This is a genomic window from Flavobacterium sp. B183 (genome assembly GCF_023539155.1).
Classification (GTDB): Bacteria; Bacteroidota; Bacteroidia; order Flavobacteriales; family Flavobacteriaceae; genus Flavobacterium; species Flavobacterium tructae.
Genome location: NZ_CP097434.1, coordinates 4,824,998 through 4,846,187 on the forward strand (window position 1 = coordinate 4,824,998; position 21,190 = coordinate 4,846,187).

Below are 21,190 nucleotides of genomic sequence, written 5' to 3' on the forward strand. Positions count from 1 at the left end.
GTTTTAATACTGCTACAAAGAACAACTCCTCTATTGAATCATTCTTTCTACAACTTCGCTGTAATCCTGCAAATCTCTGGCATCTTCATCAAAAAGATGCTGCCATTTGAAACCTGGAATTTCTATTTTTGTTCTCGCAGATTCATTCCAATTCAGAGTGAAGCCGTTATCTCTTAAAACTTCGGCAACTATTTTACCTACTTCTATTGTTGTCGCATCATCCTCATTATCTACTTTCTGAAAAGCGATAAACAAACTTGAATCTTTTACAGCTACTCCTCTTGCTAAATCTTGTTCGTGATAAAAACAATATCCGTCAGATTCTACTTCGTTTTCACGTAACGTTCTTTCTACCTCAACAACTTCATATTCCCCATCCGATGTGGTATACCCCGCATTATGAAGTGCAATAATATTTCTATCGGCTAATTCATCAAACGCTTTTATTAATCTTTCCGCATCTGTTGGACTTTTCCATTGTTTACTTTCTGAAAGTAATTTTTGGTTTTCTTCTCTTATTTTATCAAAAGCCCACTCTTCAGAGATTTCATCCTCAAATTCGTTGTCTTCAATTTCTTCCAGAATATTTTCCTGAATCTCATCAAGAGACAGAAATCCCATTCTAACTTGGTTAAAAATTGATTCATAAATAAAAGCTTCATTCTCTGTCATCCTTTTTTTATTTAATCGTTAATTTGTTATCAAATAGACCACATCTTCACCTTCATTTTCTTTCCAGCTCACCTTAACTTTTTCGTCATTAATAGCATCTACCTGGCGACCACGATAATCGGGCTGAATAGGTAAATTGCGACTAAAACGTCGGTCAATTAAAACTAACAATTCAATTTCTGAAGGTCTTCCAAAAGACTGAATAGCAGTTAACGCGGAACGAATGCTTCGTCCGGTAAACAAAACGTCATCAATAAAAATGACTTTTTTATTTTCGACTATAAAATTGATTTGGGTTTTATTCGCTTCAAGCGGTTTTTCGGTGCGGCGGAAATCGTCTCTAAAAAAGGTGATATCTAAATAACCCAGAGAAATTTCGGGCGTTTTGTACTCGCTTTCTAATATTTGTTTCAAACGTTCAGCTAAAAAAACACCTCTTGGCTGAATTCCGATTAAAATAGTATCTGAAAAATCAAGATGTTTTTCGATTAACTGACAAGCCAAACGATGGAGTATGATAGTAACTTCTTTTGAATTAAGTAATACTTTTTGGCTCATAATTAAGTATAATGTTTGGTTGGGCAAATATACAAAATCAGAATTTATTTGTAGTCTCTTTCTAAATACAAATATTTGAATAAATTTTTAACGTTGTAATAGCACAAAGCATTCTTTTTAAATCCAGTAGAAATGAATAATAGTACAGCAGCAAATTTCAATTTGTCGCTTATGAAACCATACAAGTTAAAAAAAACTTTCGTACAACGTCATCAACATCTCTTAACTTAATCAGATCCTTTTTGCTATTTTATTATATTTGACCAACCAAAACACATAAGATTAGGAGAAAAATAATCATCCTGGCTATGATTACTTTTAAAAACCGAATACATACCGAAAAAATGAATTCCTATCTCACAAAAATAGATACTTTTATAAACAGCCTTGATCAGGAAACCTTAGCCGCTTTAAATAACATTTCCACTACCAGAAGTTTAAAAAAAGGGGAGTTTTTATTACGGCAAGATGAAATTTGCAGTAAAAGCTATTTTATAGAAGAAGGGATTGTTAGAAAGTACTACCTCGATGATGGAAAAGAAATCACGACAGAATTATACTTTAAAGAGGATATCGCGGTATCTTTTAATAGTTATTGCCTGCAAACGACAAGCAACGAATTCATTCAGGCCGTCACAGACATCACCGTTTCACAAACTGACTTTAAAGAATTTCAGAATGCAAAAAAGCAATTCCCAAAATTGACAGAATTAGATTTGATGCTCACCGAATATTATGCAATTTGGCTGGAGGATCGCTTGTTTCAGTTTCGCACACTGGACGCTACGACCCGCTATCTTAAATTAATTAAAGAGCATTCGCATATTATTAAAAACATCCAGCTTACACATATTGCTTCTTATCTTGGAATATCTTTGGAAACTCTAAGCAGGATCCGGTCCAAAATTTAAATGTATTATTTGACTTAAGTCAAATTTCCCGCGATTTTTCATTTCGACATTTGTTTCATAAAATATAAAAAAATGAAACAAAGAATTATAGGATTTGACCTGGCAAGAGCATATGCCATCTTCGGAATGTTTATCGTTAATTTCAATATGGTTTTTGGCTCCCATAACGACCAAAGTACTGTTGCACAATTTATGTCTCTCTTTAGCGGCAACTCAAGCTCTGTTTTTGTGATACTGGCAGGAATGGGTATTGCGCTTATGACCAACAGAGTTGAATATACTCCTGCCGAGAAAAACAAGCTGAGAAATACCATCCTCAAACGGGCTGGTTTTTTATTTGTCATTGGACTTTTGCTTAACCTGATCTGGCCTGCCGATATTCTGCACTTTTACGGTTGCTATATGTTCATAATTGCTTTTTTAATCTTTTTAGACAAAAGATTTTTTCTGTTTTTGGCGGCTGTGGCGATCTTTAGTTTTCACTTTTTAATTTTTATTGTTCCCTATGAAACGGGCTGGAACATTGCCACTTTTCAATACAAAGATTTTTATACTCTGAACGGGTTTGTCAGAAATACTTTTTACAACGGCTGGAATGCTGTATTCCCCTGGATTGCTTATTTTCTTTTAGGAATGTATCTCGGAAGACTAAACTGGAACAGTAAAAAGATTCAGAAGAAGATGTTTATTATTGGCCTTTTATTGTATGTATCGATAGCATTACTTCAATTATTGTCCGGCCAATTTGTACTTTCAGAGAATTTACATTTATTTATCAATGCCGATTATCTCCCTCCGTACCTTCCTTTTATGCTAAGCACCTCCGGATTTGCTCTGATGCTGATTGCCTTCTTTATGTACATAGGAGAAAAAAACGGAAATAACCAATATGTACAAAATTTTGCACCAACAGGTCAAATGACGCTTACGCATTACATTTCACATCTTACTATTGGGATCATTTTATTTTCTGCACTAACAGGTAATGATCTGGTCCAATATTCAGCAGATCAGAAAGCAACAGAACCAATTTATATTTTACTGTTTTCAATTGCGTACTTTGCACTCAGTTACTACTTTAGTAAACTTTGGGCAAGACACTTTCAGAATGGCCCATTTGAAGCCCTTATGCGAAAAATAACCCGCTAACTAAATTTTACCGGAACCATTGCCCAATCATTTTGAGCCGGCCATAAACTGTCAAAAGAAACCTTAAAGCTGGAGACCGGACTAAAAGTCTACATCAAAAAACTATTTCCGTCTCTAAATTTAAAATTATAATTTAGCAGTACAACACTTACCTATACTTCTTGCTTACAGACCAAACACAAGATTAAAGCTATGGATCAATACAAAGAAACTTTCGAAACCTGGGATAAAATTGCAACTATTTATCAAGATAAGTTCATGGATTTAAAGCTGTATAATGAAACTTACGACTTTTTTTGTGATGCTTTGAAAAACGAACAGCTTCAGATCTTTGAAATTGGCTGTGGTCCGGGAAACATCACAAAATATTTATTATCAAAGAAACCCAATTTAAAAATTAGGGGGATTGACATTGCTCCCAAAATGATTGAATTAGCACAAAAGAACAATCCTTCTGCCCAGTTTGAAGTAATGGATACGCGAGACCTCAACAAAGTAAATCAACAATTTGATGCCATTATTTGTGGTTTTTGTCTGCCCTACTTGTCCGAAGAAGATTGTTCCAAACTTATCAACAGCACTGATAAAATACTCTGTCCTAATGGTATTTTTTATCTTAGTTTTGTTGAAGGGCATTCTACTGAATCAGGTTTCATTTCGGGAAGTACCGGCGACCGAACATATTTCTATTATCATAATTTAAAGAACATAGAAAAACAGCTTTCTATACATAATTTCAAAATCATTAAATCGTTTGAAGTTAAATATCCAAAATCCGAAAATATTGAAATTCATACGATACTAATTGCTCAAAAAAATGAAAGAAATCATTGCACTTTCTGAAAAAACAATAACCATAAGCAGAAATGAATTTCTTAAAGTAAAAGGCAGTATGGACGATACTATTTACTTTGTAGAAAGCGGCAGTCTGCGTCTTTTTGTACTGGATGATGACGATGAAGAACAAATCATTCGATTTGGTTACCAACAAAATTTAATTGTGTCACTGGATTCTTTCTTAACCGGAAGGCCTTCTGATTTGTGTATTCAGGCGATTAAAAAAACAGTTGTAAAGATTATAACAAAAAAGCAAATAGATCAGTTTTTAAAAATTGAAACCAATAAAAACCTATGGATTACTATTTTAGAAAACTTAGTAGTGCAGCAAATGGAACGTGAAATTGATATTTTAACCAATTCTCCAAAAGAAAGATACCAAAGAGTTTTAAGGAGAAGTCCGCAGCTTTTTCAGGAAGTCCCAAACAAACATATTGCCAACTATCTAAGAATGACACCAGAGACTTTATCAAGATTAAAAAAGTCTTGATTTCGATCAATCATTTCCGGAAAAACTTTTTGAAACTTTGCTTCAAAAATTAAACCTATGCAATCAGAAAAACTCATACAGTTACTAATCAATCAAACGAGAGATAGTATCAATCAGGCTGAAAAACTTAAGAATGCTACTATACAAACTTTGACCTGGAGAGAAAATCCTGCTTCCTGGAACATTTTGGAATGCATGGAGCATTTGAACTTGTATGGTGATTATTATCTACCTGAGATAAAAAACAAAATAAAGAACTCGAAAACCTCTTCTGAAACCCATTTTAATAGCGGATTTTTAGGAGGTTATTTTGCCAAAAGTATGCTTCCGAAAGAAAAGCTGAACAAAATGAAAACCTTTAAAGACAAAAATCCATTAAACTCTGAGCTTGACAAAAGTGTAATTGACAAATTCATCAATCAACAATTTGAATTATTAGCGTTACTGGAACAATCCAAAAAGGTGAGTTTAAATCGTATAAAAATCCCCACTTCTTTATCCCATTTACTAAGACTAAAACTGGGAGATACTTTTCAATTTTTTATTCATCATATCCTGCGACATCTGAATCAAATTGATACCATAAAAGAGTCAATAAAAAAGACAGGTCCAGTACACGAACTGTCATGACCTAAAAAACGAAACCCCACTTACGGATGCAAATGGGGTTTCAAAAAAAAAAAAAAAAACTACTTCACAATTAGTTTAGCCGTAAACAATTTACGGGAATGTATTTTTAGAATATAAACTCCTTTCGGTAAATCCTGATTGATTAGAGAAAACTTATTATTGTTTACATTTTTTGTAGCATATAATAGTTTCCCTTCCATGCTGTAAATTTCTATTTCATCAATAGGATATTCAGATTGAATAAAGGTTTCCGTATCATTCTTTGTTGGATTTGGATACACTCTCAAACCATTATCGATTTTAAATTCATCGTTGTTCAGATGTGGATCGATTACTTCAAAAGAAACTCTGTTTGAAACTTCATTATAAGAATCGTTAGTAAACATTACCAAAAAGTATTTCCCTTTTTCTGTTGGCAATTCTGTAGCAGCAATATTTTTTGTTCCTTCAGAAAGTCCTTCGAAATAGGTATAACTCACCAGAGGTTTTTCATTCGGATTATCTCCATCATGATAAATTCCCAACCAGTCTTTTACAATTCCCGGAGCGTCTGTCCACGAAGTGGTAATCTGCTCGCCCAAATCATAAACCGGTTTATTGATCCATAATTCGGTAACAACTGCTCCTACTTTAAAAAATACTTTGTTTCCAATCGGATTAAATCCGTCCTGTAAATAATACTCGGCATAATAATAGCCTTTTGGCAGTCCTGTGAAAGATTTAGCATCTGCAGCCGTTGTAACGTATTGCCAGCTTGTTGCTGTAACTCCGGATCCGGGATTAACCCCCATTCTGTAAATACCAATCCAGTCTTTTGCCAGTTGCGGACCATTAGTATAATTAATAAGGATAGGAGTTCCAACAGAATACTCGGTTTTATCAGTCGTTAAGGTCGGAACCGGCCCTACATAAAAGTATTTTCGCGGCGCAATTTCCGTGTATCCTCCATTTGAAAATATTGCAGCATAGTAGCGTCCTTTAGTAGCCAGTCCGCTAGAGAAAGTAATAAATCCGCTGGCACTTCCGTCCGTATATTTCCAGGTTTGCGATGGCGAAGAACCTCCCGGAGTCTGCCCTTCTTTGTATAAACCAATCCACGTTGAAGTACTGGCCGGAGCATCAGTAAAATCAACTTTTATAGGTGTGTTCAACGAATAAGTCAGAGCATCTGTAACTATTGCCGTATTTACATTGTTACTTCCTGTAATCGTAAAAGTCTGAACATCGCTCCATGGTGACCATTCAAGATTACGGTCTCTGTATCTTAACTTCACATAGTATTTGCCATTTGGAAGTGAATTAGAAGCCAAATCCATTTTAGTAATATCTACACCCAGATTGATGTTTACGGTCGAATCTTTCTTAGTGCCGTACTTTCCGTATAAATTTTCAAAATCTCGATATACTTCTTTCTTTACAATATCGAATGTTGGTGTTTGAGAAATCAAAAACTGACTGGTATTCAACTTCTCATCTGTAGTTGTCGTATAAGTCGATCCGGAAACGGTTAACGGCAATGTATTTGTCGCAGTAAAAGTATTCGTAATCGAAGGTTTGGCAGGTGCCGCTTTGTTTTTATATCGATGAAATTCATCCATTAACTGGTTGTTCTTCCATTTATCAACACTTCCAATAGAATAACTTTCAATGTCCATTTTTCCGTTTGTCACGTCAATATCTACAATTTGGTAAATCCAGTTACAAATGGTTTTCTGCACATCATCAAAATCCTGCTCTGTAGAAGATCCCCAATATTGATCCCAGGCCGTACCTCCCGAAATAATATTATAGGTAGGTGTATTTTTCAATTGTCCACGATGATACAAATGATGGTGCGCCCCAATATGCATCGAATATTTTGGAGAAGTTACCAATAACGGCACGGCTGTATTACGAACCCAAGTCGAAATATCACCTACATATTGCTCTGCCTGATAAGGTCTGTGGCTTAAAGAGAAAATCCATTCTACAGTATTATCCGCATTTGCAGCGGTAAGAACTTTTTGCAACCAGCTTAGCTGTTCTGCCCCTGTATGTTCTGAACTTAAACTGATAAACAAAACATTACCAGCCTGCTGTGCATAATAATTCTCTGTTCCTGACGAAATGCCTTTATACGAAAGCTCGCTTATATAAAAATGTTCATAATAGGAGTTCATTCCCAGCGTTCCGTAGGTTTCATGGTTTCCTACTGTGGTCTGAATAGGTACATTACCTGATAACCCTCTGTTCTTTTTAAAATGCACATTTTCGTAATGATCTAAAGTTCCCACATCAACCTGATCCCCCACCATAAAAGTCATAGAGATATTATCATCCGGAGATGCGTCTTTTCCCCATTTTTGTCTTATTTTTCTTTTGGCCGCTGACACTAAAGAATCATAACGCGGAACAGCTTTCAGTTGATTATCCCCCATAATCAAAAACCGAATGTGTCCATTAGCTGTTGCTGCTTGTCCCGGATTGGGCAATGTTTTAAAAGAATAAACCGAAGACACATCTGCTCCGGTTTTTATTCTGTAGAAATATTTCGTGTTAGGCGAAAGGTTCGTCAGCTTTGCACTATGGTAGAAATAATTACCCGGATAACCTGAATCTGTAAAAACATTTGTATTACCGGTAACAGTAACATTTAGACTCGATGCTGTTGTTCCGTACTCTACAATAGATTCCGGATTACTGTCCGTTTTCCAGTTAACATAAATAGATGTTGGTGTCGCGTTTTGCAGATAAGGAAATAATTTTTGCGCTTTTGAAGCATAACTTAACCCCAGAAGCATAAATAATAAGTAAAGTTTTTTCATACGTTTTTTTGTTTAGATCGAACAAAAGTATTGTTCGAAAACGTAATAGCTTTTAAGAGAACATTACCTTTCCCTTATCTTTACTTCTCTTTATTGTAAAGTTGTTTAACCTTTTGCACCTAGTTGATTTTAATCTAAATCATAGAACTTTTTAATTAAATCATATAAGATCTTTCTTGTTTTTTGGCCTAATTTTAAGTTATACGAATCAGAACAGCAAGTTCTTAAAACATCAAAGTCATGCAAAATAAAATCAAACGTTTGTTAATGGTATTTGTACTATTATTTTTATTTACGAGCTGCGAAGTTATCGGAGACATTTTTAAAGCCGGAATGGGCTTTGGTATCTTTATCGTTATTTTTATTATTGCGATAATTATCTTCATTTTCGCTAAACTGTTTGGCAAAAAATAAATCAAAAAAAAATCCCGTTCAGCTAGCGAACGGGATTTCTCTTATTATAAATTATAAAATTACAGGTTGTACATTTTTTTTCTTAATTCCTGAATTTTTTCATCGTCCAGGTATTCGTCAAATGTCATGTAACGGTCTATGACTCCGTTTGGTGTTAACTCCACTACTCTGTTACCAACAGTTTGTGCAAACTCGTGGTCATGTGTGGTGAAAATTACGGAACCTTTAAAATTTTTCAATGAGTTATTAAAAGCTGTAATGGACTCCAGATCTAAGTGATTGGTTGGCTCATCAAGCATTAAGATATTGGCTCTCTCCATCATCATTCTGGACAGCATACAACGTACTTTTTCCCCTCCTGATAATACGCGGCTTGTTTTTAACGCCTCTTCTCCGGAGAAAATCATTTTCCCTAAGAATCCTCTAATAAAAACCTCATCACGCTCTTCTTCTGTTTTGGCGTACTGGCGTAACCAATCTACCAAAGTCAGATCATTTTCAAAGAAAGAATGATTCTCAGCCGGTAAATAAGCCTGATTGGTTGTAATTCCCCAATCAAAGGTTCCGGCATCTGCCTTTTGTTCGTTGTTCAAAATTTGGTAGAATGCTGTTGTAGCACGTGAATCTTTAGAAAAAAGAACGATTTTATCGCCTTTTGCCATATTCAAATCAACATCTTTAAACAAAAGATCGCCATCGATAGAAGCTGCCAGACCTTCAACATTCAAAATCTGATCTCCGGCTTCACGATCCTGATCAAAAATAATCGCAGGATAACGACGGCTTGAAGGTTTAATTTCAGAAATATTCAATTTCGAAATCATTTTTTTACGAGAAGTAGCTTGTTTCGATTTCGCAACGTTTGCACTAAAACGACGAATAAATTCTTCAAGTTCCTGTTTCTTCTCTTCTGCTTTTTTGTTCTGCTGTGCACGTTGTTTTGCCGCTAATTGGCTGGACTCGTACCAGAACGTATAGTTTCCTGAGTAGTGGTTTATTTTTCCAAAATCAATATCAGAAATATGTGTACAAACCGCATCTAAAAAGTGACGGTCGTGAGACACTACAATTACAGTATTTTCATAATTCGCAAGGAAATTCTCTAACCACGCAATGGTTTCAAAGTCCAAGTCGTTGGTAGGCTCATCCATGATAAGTACATCCGGATTTCCAAAAAGTGCCTGCGCCAAAAGCACACGTACTTTAATTTTTCCTTCCAAATCACCCATTAGAGTATAATGATCTGCCTCTGTGATTCCTAAGTTAGACAACATGGCCGCAGCATCAGAGTCGGCATTCCAACCGTTCATTTCTTCAAACTGAACCTGAAGTTCTCCAATTCTGTCTGCGTTTTTATCGTTGTAGTCTGCATAAAGTTCATCCATTTCTTTCTTAACAGCATACAAAACTTTATTTCCCATCAAAACAGTTTCCAAAACCGTATGCTCATCGAACATGTTGTGATTTTGGTTCAAAACCGACATACGTTTTCCCGGTTCTAAATGAATATGTCCTGATGTAGGATCAATATCTCCTGCTAAGATTTTTAGAAAAGTAGATTTTCCAGCACCATTGGCTCCAATAACTCCATAAATATTCCCATGAGTGAAAGTAGTATTTACTTCGTCGAACAAAATTCGTTTGCCAAACTGAACTGATAAATTATTGACTGTTAACATGAATGTCTTTTTAATTAATTTGGTGCAAAAGTATGAAAAAAGGTTCAGAGTTGCAAAGGGGACAATAGTGAAATGTAATCTGTAAAATGTAAGATGTTATCTAACCTACAGTTCACCGTTTACAGCTTATATTTTACAGATTACATTTCACATTTTACTGCTTACATCTTACTGTCTGCTTTCTTTCGCCAAAGCGACTTCTAAACTCTCAAAATTAGGAAGCACTTTAGCAATCATACCCTCTTTGTTTAAAATAAAATGCGTTGGAAATGAATTTAACTGCAAGGCTTCATTCATGTATACTTTCATATCGGGAATAACGGAATATGACAATGGTTTTCTTGCCAGAAATGTTTTTAACTGCGCTGCAGCATCTTCTGCAAGGCTTATAAACAGAATGTCTTTTCGGTCTTTGTATTCCGCAGCTAATTTGTTGACTTGCGGAAATTCTCTGATACAGGGTGTGCAATGAATGTACCAGCATTTGATCACCACTATCTTTCCTTTCATCGATTCATTGCTAACCAAGTTTCCATCCAGATCTTTAAATGAGAATTTAGGAAAAGCGGTTCCTTCCATTTTGTAATTCTTAAGAGCGTCAAAACCAATCTGGTTCATCGTTGCCTTTATACTGCTATCAGTCCCGGGCTGAATTTCGAATAATTTATAAACATACATTTCGGGTTCTGATTCTAATCGAATTGGGATGAAATTTCCGTTTGCCAACTGCTCTAAAAAAGTCTCTTTTGAAATTTCTTTTGAAGAATCCAGAGCAATAAAATCTATGGAAAGCATGATTTTTTTGCTCTGATAAACGGACCAGTCTGTGTACGTTTTTTGAATTTGAACAGGATCAACTTCCGGAGCTCCGAATCTATTCTGTGCGGTACTTATGGCGAAAAAGAGAAAAATTATAATAAAGCTGACAAATTTCTGCATGGAATCTAAGATAATTGTATTTGATCTCAAAAGTAGTGAAAGTTTTTTTTTAACCGCAATGACGCAAGGTTTTCGCAAGGTTCGCAAAGTTTTTTTAAAAGGTTGTGACGCGGATGAGACAGATTCGTTTCACGAAAACGCGGATTTACACTGATTTTTAAAATCCGTTTTTATCTGCGTCTTTCCGATAGCAAATCCGTTTTATCCGTGTCCTTTACCTCAACATAAAGATTAAATCATTTTAAACAAAAAAAAACCCGACAATACAATTGTCGGGTTTATAATGCGCTTCCTTCAGGTGAAAACCAAATAACAAATCACCTCAATTTGCAGCATTTATTCGAAATAAAAATTAGATTAAAAAATAAATAACCAAACTCAATTTTAACCATTCCAACTTTTTATTTCTGTATTTTTCATTCTTCAATAGTGCCCTTTTAGTTCAAAAAGTTCATTACTTTGAATGATTTTTTATTTCCTGCTTTGTCCGTCACCACAACTAAAAATAATTGCTTAGTGGTAAAGCTGTAGTTATGAAGCACCACTTCTTTGTTTTGATGAACATTTCTATGACTTACCAATGGTTGTCCAATGGTATTGAAAACTTCTACCTGAGCAATATCTCCAGAGTCAGTTGTTACTAATAAAGCATCGTTTTTAAAGTAAGCGATAGTCGTACTTTTCGTTTCGATTCCTTCAGGTAACGCTCTTGCGGCAGTTTGTCCTGCAAAATACGCTGCATACGCTTTAGACAATTCAGATGAATTACCACAAGAAGAAAAATCCCAGTTAACAGACCAAGTCATAAAACCTCTTAAAGCAGGATATGGCCCGCCTGGCTGCATAGTGTATGTTCTTCCTGAAAAAGTGGTTCCGGTTCTTAAATAATGCATCGCACTAACTCCTTCTGCCGGTGTTATAAAACCACTTCCCGCTGCACTTGGACAAGCTGGTAATGCTATAAGGATTTTTGAAGGCGGTAAACCATCAAAACGCATTCCTGTTGTACCAATGTTGTACCCTTTTATCAGCATATCAGTTAGAGCTGTTACCATGTTTCCTCTCTTAGATGAACCATAATACTGACCGTCTAATCCGTTCTCTCCTCCTGTATTATACAATTGTACAGCTAACAAATCTAATTCATTACGCAAGTTGTGAATAACTGGCAGGAAGGAACCAAAAGTATCATTGTAGGTAGAATATCCTCCTTGCACATATTGTGTTTCCGGAGCGGCAGTTAATAAAAATCCAGGGCCATAGAAAGCTTTTAATTCTTTAAAAGCATCTACTACGTTTTTCAATCTTGGATAAGCAGAAATACCCGCATAAGAAATATCTCTTAAACCTCCTGCGTTAAAATTCATCGATCCGCCTTCAAAATCGATATCAACTCCGTCAAATTGGTACTCGTCAATAATTGCTTTCAGACCATTAACAAAAATATTCTTTTGAGTTACGTTCTCTAAAACAACATGACCATTTTGACCTCCGATAGATACAATAACAGGAACCCCGCTATTTCTTAAAGATTTTATATCGTTTTTCAACAATTGCTTATCGAAAACACCATTGGTCAAATATCTTGCATCATTTGTAGTTAATACCGGAGTATAACCATCACGGTTAACCGTTTCTACGAAAGCATAATCCACTACGTTAAATTTGCTTCCCACCATTTGAGAGAAATATAAAAATGGAGCTCCAGCATTTTCCCAGGAATGTGCATATCCTAAAACAATTTTTCCTGGAAGCGGACGCCATCTAGTAGTATCTTCCTTAACAATTTTAATGGCATTGTTTAAGGTAGTTACAGCAGCTTTATCATCGGTTGCTTTAATTACAATCGGATAATCCTGATAAGCAGCTGGTGTAAAATTATACGTATAGGTATTATTAGTACCTGCCGTCATGTTGAAGGTTCCTCCATTGATTGTAATCGTAACACCTGAAACCGATCCGTCACTATCAACAGCTGTAACCGAAATTGGCACAACCTGCAAAGAAGGTTGATTTATTGTAGTGTTCGATGGTGAAATCCAAGTAATTACAGGCAATGAATTAGGACAATTTGTCCCTGAACATTGTAAAGCAAACGTTTTTGTATTTTCTGCAGTCGCACCGCTTGATGCAGTTACGGTTGCTTTTAATGTATAATTTTTATTGAAATCTGCTAAAACCGGTGTCCAGTTTGCTACGTATTCCGTTCCTGAAAGCGCTGCTGTAATATTTTGTCCGTTGATGTTGAACACCACTGACGAAATAGTTAAGCTGGCATCTACACTTGCAGTTGCTTTTAGCTGTATCGCAGTTCCCGGAGCAATAGCTACCGTTGCTGCAGAAGGCGCTGTAATGGTAACCTGAGGTGGTGTAACTGCATTTCTATTGAAATTATAAACTGTTGGTGTCGTTGGCATTGCAAAATTTGCCAGATTATTTGGGAAGTAACTTACTTCACCATTTTGCCAAGAATTTAATTTCAAACTTAAAACTTGCGCATAACCCGCTGTAACTGTGTTGTCATAGCTAAAGTTCCCCTGAGCATCTGTTGTAGCCAAAACGCTTTTCCATGGATGCGTGTTATCGGTCCAAGGCACAATAAGTTCTACTTTTGCATTTGCAACCGGAGCTGTACCATTTTTAACAGTACCACTAATTAGATTAGCACTTACCAAATTTTGCGTAAAGTCAAGAGTTTTGTTCCCAGACTCTGTTGTTGAAACTGCTGAAACCGGAGCAAATGTTAAGTTCGTTTTAGCAACAGATACCTTATAATCTGATCCTGAAGTTAAACCTGCAAAAGAATAAGCTCCATTTCTATCTGTTGTAGCAGTTAAAACTGTCGTACCTGAAACTGCCGAAACTACAGCTCCTGATACCGGAGTAGTTCCGTTTAGCACTTTTCCGCTCATTGCATAAGAGGATGTTCTTGCAGTAGCAGCGGTATTGAAATTATAAACCGTAGGGGTTGACGGAACAGCAAAACTGGTCAGATTATTTGGAAAATAATTAACGTCGTTATTTTGCCACGCATTCAATTTCAAACTTGAAACAGTAGTATATCCGTCTACAACTGAATTGGCAAAGCTATAATTTCCTTGTGCATCTGTAGTCGCCAAAACGCTTTTCCATCCGTGTGTATTGTCAGTCCAAGGTAAAACGATTTCTACTTTAGCTCCTGCAACCGGAACTGTACCGTTTTTAACTGTACCGCTAATTTTATTGGTTCCAACGTTATACTCGGTTAAATTCAACGTTTTGTTGGCTATTAGATTGGTATAAACTGTTGAAGCTGGCGTATAAGTTTTTCCTGTAGCTGAGGCTGATATTGTATAATCTACACCAGAAGGAAGACTAAGCGAATAAGTACCATTTGCGCCAGAAGTTGTGGAAACAGGCGCTCCTGTTGATGTTGCGGTAACCGTAACTCCCACAGCCGGTGTAGTTCCGTTTAAAATTGTACCACTAACCGTGTAATACACAATCGGAGCCCCTTGAACAAAATTTAACGTTTTATTGCTATCAATTGCATTGTAAGTTGTCACAGCTGGTGTATAAGGAAAGCCTGTTTTAGCAGCTGAAACTGTAAAATTAAGTCCAGCAGTTAAACCTGTAACACTGTAGGTTCCATTAGTACCGGAAACAGCAGTTAAAACGGTCGTACCGGAAGTTGCTGTAACTGTAACTCCTGAAACTGGTGTAGTGCTAGTGCCAACTACAATAGTTCCACTTACGGTGTACAATGGCTGTGTCCCCTGAATCACAACTCCTGTCTGATCAGCAGCAACATTTGTTAAGCTAACCGGTGTAAAAGTATAGGCAGTCTTTATCGCCGTAAGGGTATAGTTTTGATTCTTTGGTAAATTATAAAATGTAAAATTACCTGTCGGAGACACTACGCTTTCTAAAACTACATTACTTGCATTTCTAATTTCTACAGTAACGTTTGTAACCAAAGCTGTTCCATTTTTTACAGAACCTCCAATACTTACGGTACCTTCGACAATACTTTTAAACGAAGTATCTACCTGAGTTAAAAGTGAATTAGGGATAGAACCTCTGGTATCCTGAGATAATTCCCAAATCATACCACCGGCCAGATTTTTAGATTTGATGTACTGTACTTTTAAATCCATTGATTGTTTATCTTCATAACTGATAAACTGTTTCAAACTACTATTGTACAAATAAGGAACTTTAGTCGTGTTATCAAAATACCTTACCCAACCTGCAGCAGCTGCCGTTGGCGTAACTAACATGGTATTTGGATCTAAAAAAGCATGTGAATTGGTAACCGGATTTCCAACCAGGCCACAAATTTCGATACTTCCGGATTTCTCACAAGCTGCCGGTCCGTCCCAGGTTCCTGTTGGGTTTTGCGGATTTGTACAGCCTGCAACATTATATCTTGGTGCAGCAACAAATAACCCAGGAAAGTTTGGATTGGTTCCGTTATTGGCAACGTTGTCAAATTTCTTGCCGTAAAAAGGTAATCCCATGATTAATTTATTGGCAGGAAAACCAACTACATTCAAATAGATGTTCGTTAACTCATCAAGTGATTCTGACTGAGTTGCACCATATAATGGATCATTCGGGTTTCCGCTTCCATAAAGAGGAGCATTGTAACATGTTTTATCATACCAGTTTCCGCCAAAATCATATCCAAAGTAAGTAATGTAATCACAGTACGTTGAAATATCTTCGGTCATTCCATACTGTGCTCTGTTGTTTGGTCCTAAGTATTGTTTAGGCACATTTCGAACATTGTTTCCGGCTGCAATAGTCACTAGTTTATTAGGCATTGCCTGACGCATGGCTTTTAATAAAAGTACAAGGTTTTTATTGTCATCGGGGTGGTATTTTTGTGGAGGAACCGGGATTCCGTTCACGATTTCAGTACCGTCTGTTCCTCCCATAAGAGGATACTCCCAGTCAATATCAAATCCGTCAATAAACGGATAAGTGACAATGAAGTTTGCCATATCTGCAGCTAAAGCAGCTCTTGCCACCGGACTTGCGGCAATTGGAGAAAGATCCTGACCTTTAGTCCATCCTCCAACAGAGATTAAAATTTTTAAATGCGGATACTTTTCTTTCAACTTTTTCAAGTCATAAAAATTCCCTTTTACAGGAGCATCCCATGGAATTCCGCCTTCCGTATGCTCATAATCAGCATAGGTATCCAAACATTTTAATTTTGTATTCTCCGGACGGGCAGGGTCAAAAGTTGTCCCGTAAAAAGAATAATTCAAATGGGTTATCTTGCTCCCGTCTATCTTGGGAACGTTGAAATCCCGGGCATAAATAGCCCATTGCGCATAATACCCTACTACTTTTTTGCCGTGGGCTGGTTGGGCCGACGCAAGTAAGGGAAACAGTAACATAAAGAGTAATCTGTAATAATGTTTCATAGTTAATAAATATTGGTTAATAGATAATAAATATTCCAATTACAATACCTTACCTGCCAAAATGCGGCAAATAAATACGATAACCGGGGTTCAATACACCGCGAATAAATAACATCACGACACACTGGATTTTTAATTCATTACTTCTAAAAATAAATATTACTATTACTGATCCTAGCCATAATCATTAGTGAATAGTAGTGACTGATATTTATTTAATTTTTAAAAAAATTAGTTTAAACACAGAAGATAAATTTGGGATTCATCAATCTAAATACTTTACTTTTTGTCATGTTTGTGGTATGCGACTTACTATTTGGTTTTTAAATGTTAATACTTCTTTATATGGTTATAATTGTATGCTTATTCTTTGGTCAGGAGTTAAAGATTTAGTGAAGTCTACCATAATTATCTCTGCCAAAAACCTATATGGCAGAGATAACGAATTACTAAATAATCATGGTAAAAAAACATACTAAATACTAACTCAAACAAATCTTTAAATTAATTTTTTAAGACTTTCATACACTGACAACTCAACATCAGCGTGGTCTTTACTGTTACATTGCTCGATTAAATTTTTCAGATCATCTCCTTTTAAAGTTGATTTGTTATCTAAAACAAGTAATAGTTCTTGTGATGCATCATTCAATTTTTTGGACAGAGGTAAAAAGTGCTGTATCAAAGGTGCATTTGCACTCAATTCTACCAGTCCTTTGTTTACAGCAATCCATTTGTTGAAAAATGCAGTTACTTTTGCTTTATTCTCCGGAGTCTTACTTGCTAAATATTGTGCTACTGCATCGTCAAAAGCCAAAGAATCTTTAGCATCCGGTGTACAGGCATCAGCAAAAAGAGTTAACGGAGAGTACATTTGATATTCGGTTCCTCCTTTGTTTCGTTTATACCCTTTTAAAGGCTCGCAAACATTTGTAAATTCCTCAACGAAATCTGTATTCTGATTGTTTGAGATATTTCTTAAAATCACATCCTTATTGCGAATGTGTGTTAATCCCAGTTCTTCTAATCTGAAAGAAACTACATCGAGACGTTTACGCATACTGGCCAAATCGATTATATCTTCGGCTGACCAAAGTCGTTCTGCAATTGCAGCTGTTCTTGGCCAAAGTCTGGAATCAATTGTTGTTGATGATACGAGTTCTGTCCACATTGTTGCTTCACCTCCCAATACTCTTGCTTTTTCTTCAGTGGATAAATTGGCTCCTTTTGGCATAGGGTCATTCAAATAATGACTTGCCACCGGATACATTAAATCAATATAATACCCATTGGACATTACGGTTTTATATCCTTTTTTTACTGATTCAATCAAGGACTGACCTGCTACTACTCCTTCGTTAGGACCTCTCCAGGCATGAATAATGGCATCTTTTGACATATTCTTAGTCAAAATTTCCTCCCAGCCCATTAACTGTTTCCCATGTTTTTTAAGCATCGGAATTAACTGCATGGTAAAATAAGTCTGCAGTTCATGATTGGTTGTTAACTTATTTTTCTTTTTAAACTCCTGAATTTTTGGATTTGCATCCCAGTCCTTTCCTTCGTTTTCATCTCCTCCGATATGAAAATAAGCGCCTGGAAATAACGGGCAAACCTCATCAAATAATTCGCTTAATAATTGGTATGTTTTAGGATTTGAAGGATCTAATGTTGGTGAAAAAATACCCGCATTTCTTTCAATTCCATAGGTCGCAATTGCGGTTCCCTGAATATTTTTTTCAGAAGTTCCTCCTGTCAGTGTGATTACTTTACTTCCAATCTCAGGATAAGCTGTAAGTATTGCAGATGCGTGACCAGGAACATCTATTTCCGGAACGATTAAAATACCGCGCTCATCAGCATATTTTACGATATTTTTAATTTCCTCTTGTGTGTAATACATTCCATCCGAAGCTTTTTCAATTAGTTTTGGATGTTTTTTCATTTCAATTCTCCACCCCTGATCGTCCACCAAATGCCAGTGAAGAACATTCATCTTCATAGCCGCCAATCCGTCAATATTTCTTTTGATCACATCTACCGGCTGAAAATGCCTTGCTGCGTCGACCATCAGACCTCTCCAGGTAAATCTTGGAAAATCGGAGACTTTTGATACCGGAAAATAAAACGAGTTGTTCGTATTCTGCAACATTTGCAATAAGGTTTCAAGACCGTGCAGGGCCCCTAAATCACTTGTTGCATTGATTGTAATTTTGTTTGGTTTGATATCCAGGTGATAGCTTTCATCTTCATACAAACCAATTTTCCCACTCTTGGTACAATTGATTTGAAGCTCAGCTGTTGGAACTTCATTTAGTTTGGTAATAAATCCCTGTTCGAAAAAAATACCGGTTCTACCATCTAGTCGACGCAAAAAGCGAGTTACTCCGCCAAAAATTCGGGGATTTGGATTTCCGGTAATATTTACTTTAAAATTTTTATTTAACGCAAAATTACCATCACTTAACACAATGCTTTGAGGCCAAGGCATAAGATTTAACTGCTCTTTTTTAATCTGAGCACTAGCAGTTACACCCGCTAATAGTAGGACTAATAAATATTTCATTTTTTTTGTTTTTGGAAAGATGTTGCTTTTACACAACATTAATAATAAATAATAAAAGCAAAACTCAGAATGATTTCGATTGAATCCTCACTACTCCTAATGAAACCAATCTGAATTTTGCATTGCGATCCACTCTCACCCGGATCTTATATGGTATTTTTAATAATCAAAACGTTTAAAAGCTTCAATGGCTTCGTATTCTGCCAATCCTAGTTCGTCATATAAGACGGCAGTATTTTTGTTACGGTCTTCGGCTCTTACCCAAAATTCTCTTGAGTCATTTCCTTGGAACATTACGCGGTCTTTTTGTGACTGGTGGTACAAAATCGCATGGCGTTTAAGCAATACTTCTGATGGAGAAAGCGGAACGGCCATATCAATTTCATGAATGTCCCATTCGTGCCAGGCACCACGATACAACCACAACCAGCATTCGTCCATGTATTTTTCCGGTTTCAGTTGTTTCATTGCTGCAAAGATGGCATTCAGACAAACTTCATGAGTACCGTGCGGATCTGCTAAGTCACCCGCTGCAAAAACCTGATGGGGTTTGATTTGTGCAATGATGTCCTTTACAATAGCAATGTCTTCAGGACCCAACGGATTCTTTTTTACCTGTCCGGTTTCATAAAACGGAAGATCTAAAAAGTGCGTGTTTTCATCTTTTAATCCAATGTATCGGGTCGCTGCATAGGACTCTCTTCTTCGGATAAGTCCTTTTAATTTGCGAACTTCCAGGGAATCAATTTGGTTCTCTGATTTGTTATTCAAAAATTCAATTACAGCTTTAAAGTTGATTCCCGAGGCAGCATCGCCAAGAAAATCCTTAGCCACTTCGGCAAATTTAAGTGCCTCGTCGTCTGTAACGGCTATATTTCCGGAGGTTTGATATACCACATGTACATCATGACCTTGTTTGATCAGTTTTGAGAAAGTTCCTCCCATAGAAATCACATCGTCATCTGGATGCGGACTAAAAAGAATCACTCGTTTTTTTGCCGGATTGGCTCTTTCAGGACGATGCGAATCGTCGGTATTGGGTTTTCCACCCGGCCATCCGGTGATGGTATGCTGCAAAACATTAAACATATTGATGTTCAAATCGTAAGCAGAACCTTCCTGCGCCAAAAGATCTGACATTCCGTTGTTGTTGTAATCACGGTCTGTTAATTTTAAAATAGATTGTTTTGTTTTTTGGCACAACCAAACAATCGCTTTGCTTTTTAATTCTTGTGTCCAGATACATTCTCCTACTAACCAAGGCGTTTTGAAACGGGTTAATTCTGAAGCTGCTGACTGGTCTAATACGAAAGTCGCATTAGGGTGGTTTTGTAAAAATGTAGCCGGAACTTCAGAACTGATATCGCCCTGAATGGTTCTCTTGATGATATCGGCTTTGTTTTGTCCCCAAGCCATTAGTACAATTCGTTTGGATCTCATGATGGTAGAAACCCCCATGGTGATCGCTCTTTTTGGAACGTTATCGATTCCGTTAAAATCGGAAGAGGCATCCACTCTTGTAATGTGATCCAGTGTAATGATTCTGGTTCCCGAGTTGATGTGGGATCCGGGTTCGTTGAAACCTACGTGACCCGTGCGGCCAATTCCCAATAATTGAAAATCCAGTCCTCCTGCATTTTTAATATTCATTTCGTAATCGATGCAGTATTGATTAAGTTCTTCAATGGCAACGGTTCCGTCTGGAATATTTACATTTTCAGGTTTGATGTCAATATGATTAAAAAGATGCTGATGCATGAAATAATGATAGCTCTGATTGTTCTCTTTGCTCATCGGATAATATTCATCCAGATTAAAAGTGATTACATTGCTAAAACTTAAGCCTTCTTCTCTGTACATTCTCACCAACTCTTCATAAACTTTTATAGGAGAAGAACCTGTGGCTAAACCTAATACGCAAGATTTATTCTTTTCTTGTTTAGATCGGATTAATTGCGCAATTTCCTGTGCTACAATTACCGAAGCTTCTGCGGAATTCCTGAAGATTTCATTGTGGATTTTCTCAAATCGTGTCTCTTCAAATTTCCCCGCGCTTTTATAGCTGATATCAGGTTTTATTTCTAAAGCACTTTTCATTTCTTTTCTTTTTATAACATTTACAATTTT

At 36.4% G+C, this 21,190-nt stretch carries 14 protein-coding genes; 6 read left to right on the top strand and 8 right to left on the bottom strand.

What is annotated here, in order from left to right; genetic code table 11:
- Positions 1-30: 30 nt before the first annotated feature.
- Positions 31-672 (bottom strand): hypothetical protein, encoded by a 642-nt coding sequence (locus tag M4I44_RS19650; protein ID WP_249965841.1) that lies wholly within the window; start codon positions 670-672, stop codon positions 31-33.
- A gap of 18 nt (positions 673-690) precedes the next feature.
- Complete coding sequence (gene pyrR, locus M4I44_RS19655) at positions 691-1,230, bottom strand: bifunctional pyr operon transcriptional regulator/uracil phosphoribosyltransferase PyrR (RefSeq protein ID WP_017497618.1); 540 nt, start codon at positions 1,228-1,230, stop codon at positions 691-693.
- Between the two features lie 308 nt (positions 1,231-1,538).
- On the opposite strand from pyrR, the gene M4I44_RS19660 reads away from it, so the two are divergent.
- The 5 genes from M4I44_RS19660 to M4I44_RS19680 all read left to right on the top strand — a co-directional run bounded on the left by M4I44_RS19660 (position 1,539) and on the right by M4I44_RS19680 (position 5,247).
- The gene (locus M4I44_RS19660; RefSeq protein WP_249965842.1) at positions 1,539-2,141 is read left to right on the top strand and encodes a Crp/Fnr family transcriptional regulator; all 603 of its coding nucleotides are present in this window, start codon (positions 1,539-1,541) and stop codon (positions 2,139-2,141) included.
- A gap of 72 nt (positions 2,142-2,213) precedes the next feature.
- Positions 2,214-3,290, top strand: a complete 1,077-nt coding sequence (locus M4I44_RS19665; RefSeq protein WP_249965843.1) for a DUF418 domain-containing protein — start codon at positions 2,214-2,216, stop codon at positions 3,288-3,290.
- Positions 3,291-3,482: 192 nt separating this feature from the next.
- Positions 3,483-4,133, top strand: a complete 651-nt coding sequence (locus M4I44_RS19670; protein ID WP_249965844.1) for a class I SAM-dependent methyltransferase — start codon at positions 3,483-3,485, stop codon at positions 4,131-4,133.
- Positions 4,108-4,617: a Crp/Fnr family transcriptional regulator gene (locus M4I44_RS19675; RefSeq protein WP_249965845.1), complete on the top strand. Its 510-nt coding sequence runs from the start codon at positions 4,108-4,110 to the stop codon at positions 4,615-4,617. The genes M4I44_RS19670 and M4I44_RS19675 overlap by 26 nt, the downstream gene beginning before the upstream one ends.
- 57 nt (positions 4,618-4,674) lie before the next feature.
- On the top strand, positions 4,675-5,247 hold the full coding sequence (locus M4I44_RS19680; RefSeq protein WP_249965846.1) for a DinB family protein: 573 nt from the start codon (positions 4,675-4,677) through the stop codon (positions 5,245-5,247).
- 59 nt (positions 5,248-5,306) lie between these two features.
- On the opposite strand, the gene M4I44_RS19685 is transcribed toward M4I44_RS19680, so the two are convergent.
- Positions 5,307-8,051, bottom strand: coding sequence for a fibronectin type III domain-containing protein (locus M4I44_RS19685; RefSeq protein ID WP_249965847.1), 2,745 nt, complete (start codon positions 8,049-8,051; stop codon positions 5,307-5,309).
- A gap of 240 nt (positions 8,052-8,291) precedes the next feature.
- Between M4I44_RS19685 and M4I44_RS19690 the strand changes: the two genes are divergently transcribed.
- The gene (locus M4I44_RS19690) at positions 8,292-8,465 is read left to right on the top strand and encodes a hypothetical protein (protein ID WP_017497625.1); all 174 of its coding nucleotides are present in this window, start codon (positions 8,292-8,294) and stop codon (positions 8,463-8,465) included.
- Positions 8,466-8,524: 59 nt separating this feature from the next.
- Here the strand turns inward: M4I44_RS19690 and M4I44_RS19695 are convergent, their stop codons facing one another.
- The 5 genes from M4I44_RS19695 to nagB all read right to left on the bottom strand — a co-directional run bounded on the left by M4I44_RS19695 (position 8,525) and on the right by nagB (position 21,160).
- Positions 8,525-10,144 carry an ABC-F family ATP-binding cassette domain-containing protein gene (locus M4I44_RS19695; protein ID WP_249965848.1) on the bottom strand — a complete coding sequence of 540 codons (1,620 nt, stop codon included), beginning with the start codon at positions 10,142-10,144 and terminating at the stop codon, positions 8,525-8,527.
- Positions 10,145-10,312: 168 nt separating this feature from the next.
- Positions 10,313-11,113 carry a TlpA disulfide reductase family protein gene (locus tag M4I44_RS19700; protein WP_249965849.1) on the bottom strand — a complete coding sequence of 267 codons (801 nt, stop codon included), beginning with the start codon at positions 11,111-11,113 and terminating at the stop codon, positions 10,313-10,315.
- 407 nt (positions 11,114-11,520) lie between these two features.
- Positions 11,521-16,497: a glycosyl hydrolase family 18 protein gene (locus M4I44_RS19705; RefSeq protein ID WP_249965850.1), complete on the bottom strand. Its 4,977-nt coding sequence runs from the start codon at positions 16,495-16,497 to the stop codon at positions 11,521-11,523.
- Between the two features lie 499 nt (positions 16,498-16,996).
- Entirely contained in the window at positions 16,997-19,063 is a 2,067-nt protein-coding gene (locus tag M4I44_RS19710) for a beta-N-acetylhexosaminidase (RefSeq protein WP_026110110.1), read from the bottom strand.
- A gap of 159 nt (positions 19,064-19,222) precedes the next feature.
- The gene (nagB, locus tag M4I44_RS19715; RefSeq protein WP_249965851.1) at positions 19,223-21,160 is read right to left on the bottom strand and encodes a glucosamine-6-phosphate deaminase; all 1,938 of its coding nucleotides are present in this window, start codon (positions 21,158-21,160) and stop codon (positions 19,223-19,225) included.
- Between the last annotated feature and the right edge of the window lie 30 nt (positions 21,161-21,190).